This window comes from Kribbella sandramycini (assembly GCF_013131805.1).
Taxonomy (GTDB): Bacteria; Actinomycetota; Actinomycetes; order Propionibacteriales; family Kribbellaceae; genus Kribbella; species Kribbella sandramycini.
This window is the reverse complement of the sequence record NZ_JABJRC010000009.1, coordinates 87805-102132: the sequence shown is the minus strand read 5'-3', so window position 1 is coordinate 102132 and position 14328 is coordinate 87805. Positions and strand designations below refer to the sequence as shown.

Below are 14328 nucleotides of genomic sequence, written 5' to 3'. Positions count from 1 at the left end.
GCCTTCCGAGTGTGTTTCAGGCAGTACGCCGGATCCGGCCGGCGTACTGGGCTTCAAGGGCGTGGTTGTGCTCGTCGCCGCCCGGGATGTTCGCGGACAGGTAGACCGGCGGGGTCTCGCCCGCGTCGGTCAACCGGCGGAGCACTTCCGCGACCAGCATCTGCGCAATCAGCGCTGCCGTGATGGAGGACACGGCGCAGACCTTGCCGCCGCCCGGCAGGTCCAGTACGGAGTCGCCGTAGGGCGCGTGGTTGTCGAGGACGACGTCGGCGTAGTCGATCAGCTTCTTCCCGGACGGGTGCCGGGAGTCGACGCCCGCGGTGTGCTGCAGCGAGGTGATCGCGATCAGCGCGTGACCGCGCTCCTTGACCACCTTCGCGAGCTCGACGATCGAGCCGTTCACACCGGAGTTGGACGCGATCACGAACAGATCGCCGTCGCGCGCGGCGGACAGCTCGTAGAGCTTGCGGGAGTACGACGGGTCGCGCTCGAGCTCGGCGCTGTGCAGCAGCTCGACCGGCTCACCGCCGAGCAGGACCAGGTCGCGCAGCGCGATCCGGTTACTCGCGATCAGGCCGCCGGCCCGCCCCGCGATCTCCATCGCGAGGGCCTCGGAGTGCCCGGAGCCGAAGGCCTGGATGACGCCGTTCGCGCGCAGGGAGGTGACGAAGAGGTCCGCCGCCTGCTGGATCGGGCCGTCGATCTGCTCGGTGACGGCAGCCAGGATCGGGGTCAGCGCGTGAACAAAACTCTGCGCGCTCACCGCCGTGCTCTCCCCCGGTCCGCTCTGGTCACTGCTGGCCATTATCGGCCCCACCCCTCAAATAATGTGTTCGCTGCGACACTCTTCATGCCGACAACTGCGCAAGTTTGCGGTTTGCTGGACAGAACTTTTCTCAAGTGGCAGCTAAAGTCAAGGCTCATCTCACTCCGGCCCCCAGATCGGGACCGTTGTGTGACCTTGTCCGCTGATGTCCATAAAGGCCTCTTTTGAGCAGTTTGGAGCATTGCGTATGTCGGTAGAACGCCCGCTGCCGGAACCTGTGGACACATTGGTCTTGAAGCCCGCCGGCTCGCTGGTCCTGGGCGGCGATCTCGGCGGCACCTCCACCCGGATCGTGATCGCGGACCATGAGGGCAACGTAGTCGGCCGGGGGGCCGCTGCCGGGGGAAATCCGATCAGCCACCCGGCGAGCGCCGCGGCCAACTTCGGCCAGGCTCTGCGGGCCGCCGCGGAGGGGGTCGATCCGGCCGCCGTGAAGGCCGCCGTGATCGGCGCGGCCGGCGGCTCGGCGCTGGCCCGACCGGACGTCCGGGCCCAGTTCGACGCGGCCTGGTACGGCGCCGGACTGACCGTCGAACCGGAGTTCATCGGCGATATCGAGGTCGCTTTCGCATCCGGTACGCCGGAAGCGGACGGAACAGTGCTGATTGCGGGCACGGGATGCGCGGCCGGCCTGGTCCGGGACCGCAAACTGGTCCGGACCGCTGATGGTCACGGATGGTTACTGGGCGATGACGGCTCGGGTTTCTGGCTCGGCCGGGAGGCAGTGCGCAGTTTGCTGCTCGCGTTCGATCTGGGCGAGCCGCTCGGCCTGCTCCAGGACGCCGTCCTGCAACAACTGCTGCCGGACCACGATCCGGCCGTGATTGCACGCCGTGAGGGGTACGACATCGTGCGTGACGAGCTGATTCGCGAGGTGAACCGGCGGCCACCGGTGCTCCTGGCCGAGTTGGCCCGCACGGTGGTGTCGGCGTACGGGCAGGGCGACCAGACCGCGCAGGCCCTGGTGAAACGCGCAGCCGAATTGCTCACAGCAACGGTCGGAAGGATCCGGACAACGAAGGACAACACCCCCTTGGTGCTGGCCGGCAGTGTCGCCGGTGAACAATCTCCGGTCGGCCTGTTGCTGAGGGAGACCTTTCACCAGCGGTTCGACGGGGAAATCCTGACCGCCCGGGACGGCGTCAGCGGCGCCACCTGGCTGGCCCTCGGCGTCCTCGACCCGACGCTGGCTACCCGGAGTAACCACACCCGGCTGGTCAGTTAGGGCCGGCCTGTCGAGCCGAAAGGGACGGCTCCGACGTATCGCTCACCAGGGCAGATTCCTCTTCTTAAGGTGAGCAGCATGTTCGAGACCGACCTACGGCTGCCGGACGGGCGCGTCCTGCGCACGTATGACAGCGCGCCATGTGACGACGCCCGGCTGGCCGTCGTCTGGTGCCACGGGACGCCGAACCTCGGCGCGCCACCGGTCCCGCTGTTCGAGGCGGGCGACTGGCTCGGCATCCGCTGGATCTCGTTCGACCGGCCGGGGTACGGCGGCTCGACCGCCGCCCCGGGGCGCGGTGTCGCCGCCGTCGCGGCGGACCTGGCCGCGGTCGTCGACGCTGCCGGGATCGACACCTTCGCACTGATGGGCTACTCCGGCGGCGGCACCTTTGCCCTCGGCGCGGCCGCCCTGCTCCCCGAGCGGGTCGAGGCGGTCGCCACCTTCGCCGCGATCGCGCCGTACGACGCCGCCGGGCTCGACTGGTACGACGGCATGCTCGCCTCCGGCCGGATCTCGCTCCGCGCCGCCGCCGCGGGCCGCGCGGCCAAACTCCACCACGAGACCTTCGGTCCCGAGTACGACCTCGAGTTCACCCCGACCGACCTGGCCATGTTCGACGGCCCCTGGAGCTGGCTCGGCTCGGTCGCCGGCGATCAGTCGATGCCCGCCGGCCCCGACGGCCTGATCGACGACGACTGCGCCTACGTCCGCCCGTGGGGCTGCGACCTCACCGCCATCCAAGCACCCACCCTGCTCTGCCACGGCGAAGCCGACCGCATCATCCCCAGCACGCACGCCCGCTGGCTGGCCGCCCACCTCCCTTCGGCCACCCTCGACCTGCACCCCCACGAAACCCACATCTCGATCCTCAACCAGGCCGAACCCGCCCTGGAGTGGCTCCGCGACCACACCTTCTGAGCTATTCCAAGCAACAGCTTGACATCGGGTGGCGGCTCGGCGCATATTCCAAGTATGTCCTTGGAAAAGCGGACCCGCTTCCTCGACGACCCGTTGGCGATCCGGGCGATGGCGCATCCGGTGCGGCTCGACCTGCAGGCGCTGCTCGGCCAGGAAGGGCCGCTGACGGCGGCGGACGCGGCCCGGCGGCTCGGGATCAGCCAAGCGCTGGCATCGCATCACCTGCGGCAGTTGGCGAAGTACCAGTTCGTCGAGCCCGCGCCCGGGAAGGACAACCGGGAGCGTCCCTGGCGGTTGGTGTCGACGTCGCAGTCCTGGCGAGACGCGGCTCGGACGCCGGAGGGCGCCGCGGCCGCCGACGTCCTCGAACAACTGCTGGCCGAGCGGGCGCTGGAGTCCCTCGCGCGCTGGCAGCAGCAGCGGCTCGACGAGGAGCCGGTCTGGCGTGACCACGCGGGGATCGGGCAGAGCGGCATCTATCTGACCGGCGCCGAGTTCGCCGAGCTGACCGAGCAGATCGACGCACTGATCAAGCGGTACGTCGCCGAGCGGCCGATCGACGACAAGACGACCCGGCCGCCGGGCAGCAGGCACATCTCGATCACCCAGATCGTCACCGTCTCACCGGAGGAGTAGCGATGAAGGACTTGTGGGGCGTCCTCGCGCGGCAGCGCGACTACCGGTTGGTGCTGAGCGCCGGTCTGATCTCGCTCACCGGCGACTGGCTGTTGCGGACCGGTCTCGCCTTCCAGGTCTACGTCCTGACCGGGTCGACGCTCGCCTCCGGCGGGCTGCTGCTCGCGTCGTTCGCGCCGACCGTCCTGCTCGGCTCACTCGCCGGCGTCTTCGTCGACCGCTGGGACCAGCGCCGCACGATGATCGTCGCGAACCTGCTGAACGCCGCCGTCCTGCTGCCGCTGCTGTTCGTTCGCGACGCGAGCGTGCTCTGGATCGTGTACGCCGTCGTCCTCGCCCAAGCCTGTCTACAGCAGTTCTTCCAGCCTGCCGAGCAGTCGGTCATCCCTCTGCTCGTGCCCAGCGAACAGCTGATCACCGCGAACGCTCTCAACAGCCAGATCCGCGACGTCGCGCGTCTCGTCGGAGCCGCCGTCGGCGGGCTCCTGGCAGCTGTCGGCGGGCTGCCGCTGCTGGCCGTCGCCGATGCGGCTGCACTTCTGATCGCCGCAACACTGCTGAGTGCCGTCCGGCATCGCACCACCAGGGTTCGCGAGCTGACGGAGGCCGCCGGAAGCGCGGTCCGCAGACTGCGGACTGAGTGGATCGAGGGGCTTCGGTTGTGTGTTGGTGGGTCGGCGATGCGGCTGCTCTTCGTGTTCTGCCTGGTGACCGGGTTGGGCGAGGGCGTGATGAGCACGTTGTTCGCGCCGTTCGTCTCGACCGAGCTCGGCGGTGACGGGAAGGCGTACGGACTGATCGTCTCGGCGCAGGCAGTGGGCGGAATCGTCGGCGGGCTGGTCGCCGCGAGTCTGGGCACTCGGTTGCGGGCGGCAACTATGTGGGGTGTCGGCGCCCTGCTCTTCGGGGTGATCGACCTGGTGCTGTTCTGCTATCCCCTGGTCTGGGACAGTTTGGCGCCCGCGTTCGTCTGCATGATCGCGGTCGGGCTGCCGGGCGCGTTCGCCGTCGCCGGGATGATGACGGTGCTGCAGCGGCTCACCACCGACGGCACCCGCGGCCGGGTCTTCGGCGCCGTACTGGCCGCCAAAGGCCTGACCGTGCTGATCGGGATCGCCGCCGCCGGGCTGCTCGGTGAGGTGGTCGGGATCATCCCGCTGCTGATCTTCCAGGGCCTCGGGTACGTCGGCGGCGGCGTCGTGATCCTCAGTCGGCGACGGCTGCTGGAGACTCGAGCGGCAGATCCGGCTGCTGGTCTTCCGTCTCCGGTCTGACCCGGTGGACGCGGACCCGGGCGACCCGGCGGCCGTCCATCTCCTTCACCGTGAGGGTGTGGTGGTCGACGCGGGCCTCGTCGCCGACGGCGGGCACCCGGCCGAGCTGCGCGGCGAGGAAGCCGCCGACGGTCTCGTACGGGCCGTCGGGCAGTTCGAGGCCGGTCTCGTCGGCGAAGTCGTCGAGGTTGAGCAGGCCGTCGACCTCCATGTCACCGCTGCGGAAGCGGGTCGTCTCGGCGGACTCCTCGTCGTACTCGTCGCGGATGTCGCCGATCAGCTCCTCGACCAGGTCCTCCAGGGTGACGATGCCGGCCGTGCCGCCGTACTCGTCGAGGACGATCGCGAGATGGGTGCTGCGGCGGCGCATCTCGGTCAGCGTCGGCAGCAGTTTCGCGGTGTCCGGCAGCATCAGCACCTCGCGGGCCAGGTCGCCGACCCGGACCGAGCGGGAGGCGACCGCCGGGTCGAACAGATCCCGGACGTGGACGAAGCCGACGATGTCGTCGGCCGAGCCGTTCATCACCGGGTAGCGCGAGTGCGGCCGGTCGGAGGCGAACTTGACCGCCTTGTACGCCGGCATCTCGGCGTCGACGAAGTCGACCTCCGTCCGCGGCAGCATCAGCTCGCGGAGCTGGCGGCTACCGGCCTCGAAGACGTCGTCCACGATCCGGCGCTCCTCCTCGCCGAGCGACTCGTGCGCGGAGATGACATCGCGCAGCTCCTCGTCCGACATCACCTCACGGTTCGCGTTCGGGTCGCCGCCGAGGGCGCGGACGACCAGGTCGGTGGACTTCGAGAGCAGCCAGATCACCGGGCGGGCGACCGACGCGATCCGGTCCACCAGCGGGGCCAGGCCGAGCGCGAACGTCTCGGCCCGCTGCAGCGCGAGCCGCTTGGCCGCGAGCTCGCCGAGCACGATCGAGACGTACGAGATCAGCACGGTGATCAGCACCAGCGCGACCGTGTCGGCCACGCCCTGCGGGAGCCCGAGCTCCTGCAGGTGCGGGGACAGCGCGTCGGCCAGGGTCGCGCCGCCGAAGGCCGCGGACAGGAAGCCCATCAGCGTCACGCCGATCTGCACGGCGGACAGGAAGCGGTTCGGGTTCGCGGCCACCTTCGCCACGATCGCGCCGCGGCGGCCACGCTGTGACAGGGCCTTCAGCTGCGACTCGCGCAGCGAGACCAGGGCCATCTCGGCCGCGGCGAAGACGCCGCCGATCAGCACGAAAACCAGGATCAAGACGATATTGAGCAGGGTGTCGTTCATGGCTGGGAGTTCCTAGAGCCCTCTCGGTCTTGGGCGAGAGGGCGGGCGTAGGGCGTAGTCGTCCATCCGTCAAGAGTACCGGTGGCACGTCTCACGATGCATGTTCGAGTTTGTTGGTTTACGATGATTAGCGTGAACACACCGCGTGGCGCGCGCCGAACGGATACCCGGCTGTCCGACGGCCGGGAGCTCTTCTACTACGACCCGGCCGACACTCCCGCCCGCGTCCCGCTCGCGGACACCCGCGGCCTGCCCGCGCCGCAGCCGCAGGTCGAGCTGCGCACCGACCCGCTGACCGGCGACGTGATCACCTACGCGACGCACCGCAACACCCGGACGTACCTGCCGCCGGCCGACCAGTGCCCGCTCTGCGCGAGCAAGCCGGGGAACGCGACCGAGATCCCGGACCACGACTACAACGTCGCCGTCTTCGAAAACCGGTTCCCGTCGTTCGCCGGCCCGGGCCGGACCGAGGTGGTCTGCTTCACCAGCGATCACAACGGCTCGTTCACCCAGCTCTCCCAGGGCCAGGCCCGCCTGGTCGTCGACACCTGGGCGGACCGGAACGCCGACCTCGGCGCCCGCGACGACGTCGAGTACGTGTTCCCGTTCGAGAACCGCGGCCGCGAGATCGGCGTCACGCTCAGCCACCCGCACGGCCAGATCTACGCCTACCCGTTCGTCCCGCCGCGGATGCGGACGCTGCTGGACCGGGCCCGCGCCCACCAGCAGGTTGCCGGCAGCAACCTGTTCGCCGACGTCCTGGCCGCCGAGCGCAAGGACGGCGCCCGCGTCGTCGCCCAGAACGGCAACTGGACGGCGTTCGTGCCCGAGGCGGCCCGCTGGCCGGTCGAGGTGCACCTGTACCCGCACCGCCAGGTGGCCGGGATCGACGAGCTGTCGATCGGCGAGCGCGACGACTTCGCGCAGCTCTACCTCGACGTCCTGGACCGCTTCGACAGCCTGTACGGCGATCCGCTCCCCTATATCGCCGCCTGGCACCAGGCCCCGGTCCGGATCGACCGCGAGCTGGGCTACCTTCACCTGGAAGTGCTCTCCATCCGCCGCGCGGCCGACAAGATCAAGTACCTGGCCGGCTCGGAGTCCGGGATGGGCGCCTTCATCAGCGACACCCGGCCGGAGGACGTGGCCGAGACCCTGCGGAAGGTGGGCTCGTGAGCTTCGAGGACGTTTTCGGTACCGCGCCCGACGGCAGCTGGCGCGCGCCCGGCCGGGTCAACCTGATCGGTGAGCACACCGACTACAACGACGGCGTCGTCCTGCCGATCGCTCTGCCGAACCAGATCGTCGTCACCGCCTCGAAACGCGCTGACGGCCGCGTCGCGGTCTCCTCGGCCGGGCACCAGCGGGTGATCGAGTTCGCGATCGACGAGCTGGCGCCGCGCTCGGTCGACGACTGGGCGGCGTACCCGGCCGGCGCGGCCTGGGTGCTGCGCGAGGCCGGCTACCCGATCGGCGGCGCGAACCTGCTCTTCGAGTCCGACCTCCCGTCCGGCGCCGGGTTGTCGTCGTCCGCGGCGCTGCTCTGTGCGACGCAGATCGCGCTGCTCGGGCTGATCGACGTCGAGGTCGAACCGGCCGAGGTCGCCAAACTCGCGCAGCGCGCCGAGAACCAGTACGTCGGCGCCCCGGTCGGCCTGATGGACCAGACGGCGTCCATGTGCTGTACGGCCGGGCATGCGCTCGCCTTCGATATCCGCTCGGGTTCACTCGACCAGATCCCGTTCGACCCCGAGGCTGATGGCCTGACGCTGCTCGTCGTCGATGTGAAGGCCCCGCACCGGCATGCCGACGGCGAGTACGCCGCCCGTCGGAAGAGCTGCGAACACGCCGCGGCGCAGCTCGGCGTCCCGGCGTTGCGGTCGATCGCGTACGACGATCTGGACGCCGCGCTGACGCGACTCGACGACGAGGTGGACCGGCGGCGCGTCCGGCACGTGGTGACCGAGATCAAGCGGACCGAGGACGCCATCGCGCTGATGAAGGCCGGTCGGCTGCGCGACGTCGGCCCGCTGTTCACCGCCTCGCACGTCTCGCTGCGCGACGATTTCGAGGTCACCGTGCCTGAGCTCGACGTCGCGGTCGACACCGCGCTCGCCGCGGGCGCGATCGGCGCCCGGATGACCGGCGGCGGATTCGGCGGCTGCATCATCGCGCTGGTCCCGACCGCCGATGCCGGCGCCGTCCTGGGCGCGATCGAGAAAGCCTTTGCGGAGCAGGGTTTCACGGCCCCGACGGCACTCGCTGCAACCCCCTCGAACGGAGCGTCGAGAATCAACTGATTGATCGCCTGCCCGTTCGGGCGAAGGCCGTTCCGAGGCCTGGGCAAGCGCCGTCTCCCGGCGTACTTTCCCCTTAAGGGGAAGGACTAGGGTGTGCCGAGCGCCCCGCAGTAGGCGGGGAATCACCAGACGCACCCTCCAAGGGGGAATGGGGTGGGGGCGATGGCCCAGCCTTTGCCTGCCGGAAAACTGACGGTCGGCACCAGATGGCGTTATTCCAAAGGCGGTTTGCACGCCGCGTTCGACTATCCCGTGGTGACCGGTACGCCGGTCTTCGCGGTCGCGGACGGCGTCGTGCTGGACTGCAACGACGGCGTGACGAACAAACCGAAACAGGTCACCGGGGCGCCGTCCAACTGGGTGTTGCTGGGGATCACGCACGCCGGCCGGAAGGCGTCGGTGCTGTATCAGCACCTGTCGCCGGGGATCGACGTGCAGAAGGGGCAGAAGGTCAAGGCCGGGCAGAAGCTCGGCGACTCGGGCAGCTCGGGAAACGCGACCGGCCCGCACCTGCACCTGGCCGCGATGTGGGGACACCGCGACCGGGCCGGCCGGTACGACTACCTGAAGGGGATCGGCTCGAAGGAAGGCGTGCCCGGTGACGGCACGGCGTCCAACGAGATCTGCATCTTCCCGCCGTCGCTGGTCTTCAGCGCGGGCGCGCCGCAGCGGCTGATGGCGGCGGCCACGGTACTCGCCTCCGGGCTCGTCTTCGTCGACAAGCTCCGGTTCGGGACGTCGAACTCCGACAGCGTGAAACGGCTGCAGTTCGTGCTGAACGGGATCAAGCTGAAAGACGGCCGGAACCTCAAGCTGAGCGGCAACTACGACATCGACACCAAGAACGAGGCCACCAAGTGGCAGATCCAGAAGGACGGTTGCGCGCCCGGCAGTATCGGGGCCGATGGCAACATCGGGCTCAAACAGGCGCACAAGCTGTTCGGCAAGACCTACACGGTCAAGGCGAAGTCCTGAGCTCCCGCCGGATCAGCGGCGCGTAGGCCAGCGTCGCCAGGAACAGGATCACGCCCATCACCAGGTACGGCGTGCGCAGGTCGGTGCGGTGGGCAAGGAAACCCGCGCCGACCGCGCCCAGCGGCGCGGCGCAGAACGCGACCATCCGGTAGACGGCGGTGACCCGGCCGAGCAGCTCGGCCGGGACGATCCGCTGCCGCAGGGTGATCGAGACGACGTTCCACCAGGTGCCGCCGAATCCCATCAGGATCGCGCCGGGGATGATCGCGGCCAGCGTGCCGAACAGACCGAAGACGACGGTCGACAACGCCAGCACGAGCATCGAGACGATCAGGTTCGCCGACGTCGAGAAGCGGCGGGCCAGGGCCGGCGCCAGCGCGGCCCCGGCGATCCCGCCGACGGCGTAGATCGCGACCAGCCAGCCGAACCAGGCCTCAGGCAGGTGCAGTGCCTCCAGGACGTAGAGCACGAGGATAGCGATGATGCCGGAGCCGACCGCGTTCGAGACCATCAGCAGCAGGCACATCGAGCGCAGCAGTTTGTGCCGCCACAGGAAGGACAGGCCCGCGTGCAGCTCGCGGCCGAGGTGGCGATCCGGCGACGGCTCGCGGGCGGGCGCGGCTCGGCGTACGGCGAAGACCAGGATGGCGGCGAGCGCGAACGAGATCGCGTCGACCAGGATCGGCAAGCCTTTGTGCAGGACGAACAGGACCGCGCCGAACGGCGGGCCGAGCAGATTGGACAGCAGGAGCAGCGCGGCCTGGTTGTAGCCGTTGGCGCGTTCGAGCGCGGCCGGACGGACCAGGTCGGGGATGATCGCGGACGACGCGTTGTCGAAGAACGGCGCGAGCATGCCGAGCAGGAAGCCGGTGATCAGCAGTAGCGGGATGCTCTCGTGGCCGAGCAGCACAGCGGCCGCGAACGCGCCGGCCACCACCGCGCGAATCGCATCGACGATCCACATCGTCGACGTCCGGCGCCAGCGGTCGACCAGGACGCCGGAGACCAGCCCGAGCAGCAGCCAGCCCAGGCCCGCGACCGCCTCGGACAGCGAGACGATCCGCGGGTCGCGGCTCATCGACGCGGCCAGCAGCGGCAGCGCGCCGAACATGATCCCGTCCCCGAGGAACGACACCGCCCCCGCGACCCACAGCACCCAATAGGGCCGGCCGAGCCGTTCGGACTTCACGAAGCTATTACTAGCTCACAACCGGTGTCACGCATCGCCTTGCGGGCCGGGGTGGACAGGCCGTCGTCGGTGATGATCACGTCCAGGTCGGCCCAGGTGGCGAAGGTGCTCAGCCCGACCGTGCCCCACTTGGTGTGGTCGGCGACCACGACGACCTCGCGGCTGGCCGCGATGAACGACCGGTTGGTCTCGGCCTCCATCAGGTTCGGCGTGCTCAGACCGTGCTCGGCGTCGACTCCGTGCGCGCCGAGGAAGAGCAGGTCGAGATGCAGTGAGCCGAGCGCGGCGGTCGCGATCGGGCCGACCAGCGCGTCGGACGGCGTCCGGATCCCGCCGATCAGCACGACCGTCCGGTCCGAGCGGGCGTTGCCGTGGAAGACGTCGGCGATCCGGGCCGAGTTCGTCACGACGGTCAGGTTCTCCACCCGGAGGAGCTGGCGGGCCAGCGCGTACGTCGTCGTCCCGGCGCCGATCCCGATCGCGGAATCGGGTTGCACCCGGTGCGCGGCCTCGGCGGCGATCGCCTGTTTGGCGCCCGACTCCTGGGTCAGCTTGGCGTCGAACCCGGGCTCGTGCGCGCTGCGCAGCCCGACCGACGTCGCCCCGCCGTGCACCTTGTGCAACAGGCCGCTGGAGTCCAGCGCGTCCAGATCGCGGCGGATCGTCATGTCCGACACGCCGAACCGGTCGACCAGCTCGGCCACCGTGATCGCGCCCCGACTGTTGACCTCGGCAACGATCGTGGCCTGCCGCTGGGCGGCCAGCTGTCCACCCCGGCCGCGTGGCGGCTCGCCTCCGGTCTGATTCACGGGTCAAGACTAAACGGAGATCGTGATGCTGTCAGGGAAATGCCGTTGCCCGGGCGGGGACGGCTTGTCACCCTGGAACATGCGATTCCCCGAAGACGTGCCGCAACTGGCCGACGACCTGGTCCGGCTCCGCGCGCACCGCGCCGATGATCTCGACGACCTGTACCTGCTCTGTCAGGACCCGGCGATGCAGCGCTGGACCGTCATCCCGGTGCCGTACCAGCGCTCCGACGCGGAGTTCTTCCTCAGTGAGCTGGTGCCGAACGGGTGGCGCGCCGAGCACGGCGAACGCGCCCTCGCGATCGAGGTGGACGGCCGGTTCAGCGGTTCGGTCAGCCTGCACGGCGGCGAGGGCGGCGTCGGGGAGGTCGGCTTCTCGGTCGCGCCCTGGGTGCGCGGCCGCGGGGTGATGACCCGGGCCGCGCGGCTCGCGATCCGGTACGCGTTCGACGAGCTCGGCTGGCAGCGGGTGATCTGGCGCGCCTACGTCGGCAACTGGGCCTCGCGGCGGGTCGCCTGGAAGCTGGGCTTCCGCGGGCTGGTCGTCGTACCGGGTGAGGGCCTGGCCCGCGGCGTCCGGTACGACGACTGGGTCGCCACGCTGGCCCGCGACGAGGAGATGGCGCCCCAGGGCAACTGGTGGGCCGTCCCGGAGCTCGACGGCGGCACGTTCAAGCTGCGCGCCTTCCGGCCGACGGACGCGCAGCGGGTCCAGGAGGCCTGTAACGACGAGCGAACGCAGTACTGGCTGGCCGGGCTGCCCGCGCCGTACACCCTGGACGACGCGAAGGGGTTCATCGAGGGCCGCCTGGAGAACGCGGCGTCCGGGGAAGGCGTCAGCTTCGCGATCGCCGATCCGGTCACCGACGAGCTGCTCGGGTGTGTCAGCCTCTACGACCTGAACAACCGGCTGAACAAAGGGCACGGTGAGATCGGGTACTGGATGCACCCGGCCGGCCGCGGCCGGAAGGTGATGACGAACGCCGTCCGGCTGCTCGTCGACCACGCTTTCACGCCGATCGACGCGGGCGGCCTCGGCCGGAGCCGGCTGCTGTTGCTGGCCGCCGTCGAGAACACCGCATCGGTGCGCGTCGCCGAGGCCAACGGCATGCACCGGATCGGGATCGCCCGGGCCGAGGGGCCCACCCGGGACCGTCCGCGCGACGACTCGGTGATGTTCGATCTGCTGGTGACCGATCCGCGTCCGTGACCACATCGAGACGGCGAGTTGGTGTCAGGCGACACCGTTCCCCTCGCCGTCTCGGCATTCGGCTGGTTGAATCGACAGGTGAGAGATCGTGAGGAGCTCGTCCGCCGCTGGCAGGCCGGGTGGTCGGTTTCGAGGGGCTGGACCACCGTGGAGGACGACAACGACGGCATCCTGACCGTCCGCGCGGGTGAGGACAACCGCGCCATGGAGTACGTCGTCCTGGACGCCGACGACAAACCCGAGCGTGTCGAGCGGGCCGCCGAGCTCGCCCGGGCCGCGGGCAACGAGCGCGGCGCGGGCTGGATCACGCTGGCGACCGACGACAAGGAAGCCCGGATCGACCAGCTCGAGGACCTCGGCCTCGAGGTGCAGCCGGAGCAGGACTGGCTGATGACGATCCAGCTGTCCGAGCAGCCGGCGCTGAAACTGCACGAGCGCTACGCGCTGCACACCGAGCTCGAGTCCGATCTGATCATCACCCGCGCCACGCTGCACGGCGGCGTCGTGTCCAGCGGCCGGATGGCGGTCGTCGGTGAGGACGCGGTCGCCGATCGGATCGAGACCGACCCGGCGCACCGCCGGCGCGGGCTCGGCAGCGCGGTGATGGCCTCACTCGTCGAGACGGCCGCGGCCCAGGGGGCGAAACGCGGCATCCTGATCGCCTCGATCGACGGCCTCCGGCTGTACCGCAGCCTGGGCTGGAAGGTGATCGCGGACGTAGTTTCCGCACGTCCTTAACTATCAGACGTGCGTTAAGGGACTCCGGTTGGTGGAGTCAGCTCAGTGGCTGGTGGGCAAGGCTGCTCACCATGACGAACCGTGAGGGGTCCCGAGGCCGCGCCGTCGCCGGTCCCCTGCTTGCCGCCCTGTCCGCGCTGGTCCTGCTCACCGGGATCGGGTGGTTCGTCCTGCGCGACCTCGACGGGGGTCAGAAGGTCACCGGGCAATCCGATCCGTTGACGATGCCGACCGCGACCGACGACGCGTCGATCGCTCCGACGACACCGACGCCTGTCCCGCCGACGAGCCCGTCGGCGACGCCGCGGCGGACGACGGCCACTCCGACGCCGACCCGGACCGCGAGCAAGACGCCGTCCGCGACGCCGACGCGCGCGAAGACGACGGCGAGCCGCGAAGGCACCCGGTCGCCGAAGCCGAAGCCCACGCCGAAGCCGAGTCACACCGCGACCCCGAAGCCGGAGCCGAAGCCGAGCAGCGGGTCGGGGGCGCCGGAGGCGCAGGTGCTGTCGCTGACCAATGCCGAGCGGGCCAAGAAGGGCTGCGGACCGCTGCGGGCGAACAGCGCGCTGACCAGGTCGGCCGAGGGGCACGCGGTCGACATGGTGCTCAAGCACTACTTCGCGCACGACAGTCTGGACGGGCGGTCGCCGTTCGACCGGATGAAGGCCGCGGGGTTCAAGGGCGGCGCGATGGCCGAGAACATCGCGGTCGGTTACACCAGCCCGGCGGCGGTCGTGAAAGGCTGGATGAACAGCCCCGGGCACCGGGCCAACATCCTCAACTGCGACTACACGATGCTCGGTGTCGGTTACAGCTCCGGACAGGTGAAACCCGAATGGGGTAAGGGATCCTGGGTGCAGAACTTCGGCGGTTGAGCCGAACCTTCAGGAAGTGTTAAGTCGCGTCGCGAAACTGTAACGGTGACCGGCCGTGTCGGTTAAGGTCGCTG

At 69.8% G+C, this 14328-nt stretch carries 14 protein-coding genes; 10 read left to right on the top strand and 4 right to left on the bottom strand.

Translation table 11 applies throughout. The features are described from left to right. Positions 1-16: 16 nt before the first annotated feature. A complete protein-coding gene (locus tag HPO96_RS30545) occupies positions 17-805 on the bottom strand; it encodes a sugar isomerase domain-containing protein (protein WP_171677852.1) in 789 nt (262 codons plus the stop codon). Positions 806-1013: 208 nt separating this feature from the next. Between HPO96_RS30545 and HPO96_RS30540 the strand changes: the two genes are divergently transcribed. From HPO96_RS30540 to HPO96_RS30525, 4 genes are all read left to right on the top strand, one after another. Beyond that, positions 1014-2051 carry an N-acetylglucosamine kinase gene (locus tag HPO96_RS30540; RefSeq protein ID WP_171677851.1) on the top strand — a complete coding sequence of 346 codons (1038 nt, stop codon included), beginning with the start codon at positions 1014-1016 and terminating at the stop codon, positions 2049-2051. A 78-nt stretch (positions 2052-2129) separates the two neighbouring features. Beyond that, complete coding sequence (locus HPO96_RS30535) at positions 2130-2972, top strand: alpha/beta fold hydrolase (RefSeq protein WP_171677850.1); 843 nt, start codon at positions 2130-2132, stop codon at positions 2970-2972. Between the two features lie 54 nt (positions 2973-3026). Further along, positions 3027-3608 carry an ArsR/SmtB family transcription factor gene (locus HPO96_RS30530; protein WP_171677849.1) on the top strand — a complete coding sequence of 194 codons (582 nt, stop codon included), beginning with the start codon at positions 3027-3029 and terminating at the stop codon, positions 3606-3608. 2 nt (positions 3609-3610) lie between these two features. Further along, positions 3611-4882 carry an MFS transporter gene (locus tag HPO96_RS30525; RefSeq protein WP_171677848.1) on the top strand — a complete coding sequence of 424 codons (1272 nt, stop codon included), beginning with the start codon at positions 3611-3613 and terminating at the stop codon, positions 4880-4882. Here the strand turns inward: HPO96_RS30525 and HPO96_RS30520 are convergent. Further along, complete coding sequence (locus HPO96_RS30520) at positions 4815-6152, bottom strand: hemolysin family protein (RefSeq protein ID WP_171677847.1); 1338 nt, start codon at positions 6150-6152, stop codon at positions 4815-4817. The genes HPO96_RS30525 and HPO96_RS30520 overlap by 68 nt on opposite strands. A 132-nt stretch (positions 6153-6284) precedes the next feature. Between HPO96_RS30520 and galT the strand changes: the two genes are divergently transcribed. The 3 genes from galT (at position 6285) to HPO96_RS30505 (ending at position 9430) form a co-directional block, all read left to right on the top strand. Then, positions 6285-7331 carry a galactose-1-phosphate uridylyltransferase gene (galT, locus tag HPO96_RS30515; RefSeq protein ID WP_337796873.1) on the top strand — a complete coding sequence of 349 codons (1047 nt, stop codon included), beginning with the start codon at positions 6285-6287 and terminating at the stop codon, positions 7329-7331. Further along, the gene (gene galK / locus HPO96_RS30510; protein WP_171677845.1) at positions 7328-8455 is read left to right on the top strand and encodes a galactokinase; all 1128 of its coding nucleotides are present in this window, start codon (positions 7328-7330) and stop codon (positions 8453-8455) included. The genes galT and galK overlap by 4 nt, the downstream gene beginning before the upstream one ends. 162 nt (positions 8456-8617) lie before the next feature. Beyond that, positions 8618-9430 carry a M23 family metallopeptidase gene (locus HPO96_RS30505; protein WP_238355686.1) on the top strand — a complete coding sequence of 271 codons (813 nt, stop codon included), beginning with the start codon at positions 8618-8620 and terminating at the stop codon, positions 9428-9430. Here the strand turns inward: HPO96_RS30505 and HPO96_RS30500 are convergent. Together HPO96_RS30500 and HPO96_RS30495 are read right to left on the bottom strand one after the other, a co-directional pair. Further along, positions 9414-10619: an MFS transporter gene (locus HPO96_RS30500; protein ID WP_337796872.1), complete on the bottom strand. Its 1206-nt coding sequence runs from the start codon at positions 10617-10619 to the stop codon at positions 9414-9416. The two genes, HPO96_RS30505 and HPO96_RS30500, sit on opposite strands and share 17 nt — an antisense overlap. Then, on the bottom strand, positions 10616-11428 hold the full coding sequence (locus tag HPO96_RS30495) for a DeoR family transcriptional regulator (RefSeq protein ID WP_171677843.1): 813 nt from the start codon (positions 11426-11428) through the stop codon (positions 10616-10618). Before HPO96_RS30495 ends, HPO96_RS30500 begins: the two co-directional genes overlap by 4 nt. A 79-nt stretch (positions 11429-11507) precedes the next feature. Between HPO96_RS30495 and HPO96_RS30490 the strand changes: the two genes are divergently transcribed. The 3 genes from HPO96_RS30490 (at position 11508) to HPO96_RS30480 (ending at position 14254) form a co-directional block, all read left to right on the top strand. Continuing rightward, a complete protein-coding gene (locus HPO96_RS30490) occupies positions 11508-12638 on the top strand; it encodes a GNAT family N-acetyltransferase (RefSeq protein WP_171677842.1) in 1131 nt (376 codons plus the stop codon). Between the two features lie 78 nt (positions 12639-12716). Then, a complete protein-coding gene (locus tag HPO96_RS30485; protein WP_171677841.1) occupies positions 12717-13376 on the top strand; it encodes a GNAT family N-acetyltransferase in 660 nt (219 codons plus the stop codon). Between the two features lie 71 nt (positions 13377-13447). Further along, entirely contained in the window at positions 13448-14254 is an 807-nt protein-coding gene (locus HPO96_RS30480) for a CAP domain-containing protein (protein ID WP_171677840.1), read from the top strand. Positions 14255-14328: the final 74 nt, after the last annotated feature.

What these genes read in the sequence shown, in the direction of transcription:
- HPO96_RS30525 (WP_171677848.1), top strand. Translation starts at nt 3,611, where the DNA reads ATGAAGGACTTGTGGGGCGTCCTCGCGCGGCAGCGCGACTACCGGTTG.
- HPO96_RS30540 (WP_171677851.1), top strand. Translation starts at nt 1,014, where the DNA reads ATGTCGGTAGAACGCCCGCTGCCGGAACCTGTGGACACATTGGTCTTG.
- HPO96_RS30530 (WP_171677849.1), top strand. Translation starts at nt 3,027, where the DNA reads ATGTCCTTGGAAAAGCGGACCCGCTTCCTCGACGACCCGTTGGCGATC.
- HPO96_RS30545 (WP_171677852.1), bottom strand. Translation starts at nt 805, where the DNA reads ATGGCCAGCAGTGACCAGAGCGGACCGGGGGAGAGCACGGCGGTGAGC.
- HPO96_RS30505 (WP_238355686.1), top strand. Translation starts at nt 8,618, where the DNA reads ATGGCCCAGCCTTTGCCTGCCGGAAAACTGACGGTCGGCACCAGATGG.
- HPO96_RS30535 (WP_171677850.1), top strand. Translation starts at nt 2,130, where the DNA reads ATGTTCGAGACCGACCTACGGCTGCCGGACGGGCGCGTCCTGCGCACG.
- HPO96_RS30480 (WP_171677840.1), top strand. Translation starts at nt 13,448, where the DNA reads ATGACGAACCGTGAGGGGTCCCGAGGCCGCGCCGTCGCCGGTCCCCTG.
- HPO96_RS30520 (WP_171677847.1), bottom strand. Translation starts at nt 6,152, where the DNA reads ATGAACGACACCCTGCTCAATATCGTCTTGATCCTGGTTTTCGTGCTG.
- HPO96_RS30490 (WP_171677842.1), top strand. Translation starts at nt 11,508, where the DNA reads ATGCGATTCCCCGAAGACGTGCCGCAACTGGCCGACGACCTGGTCCGG.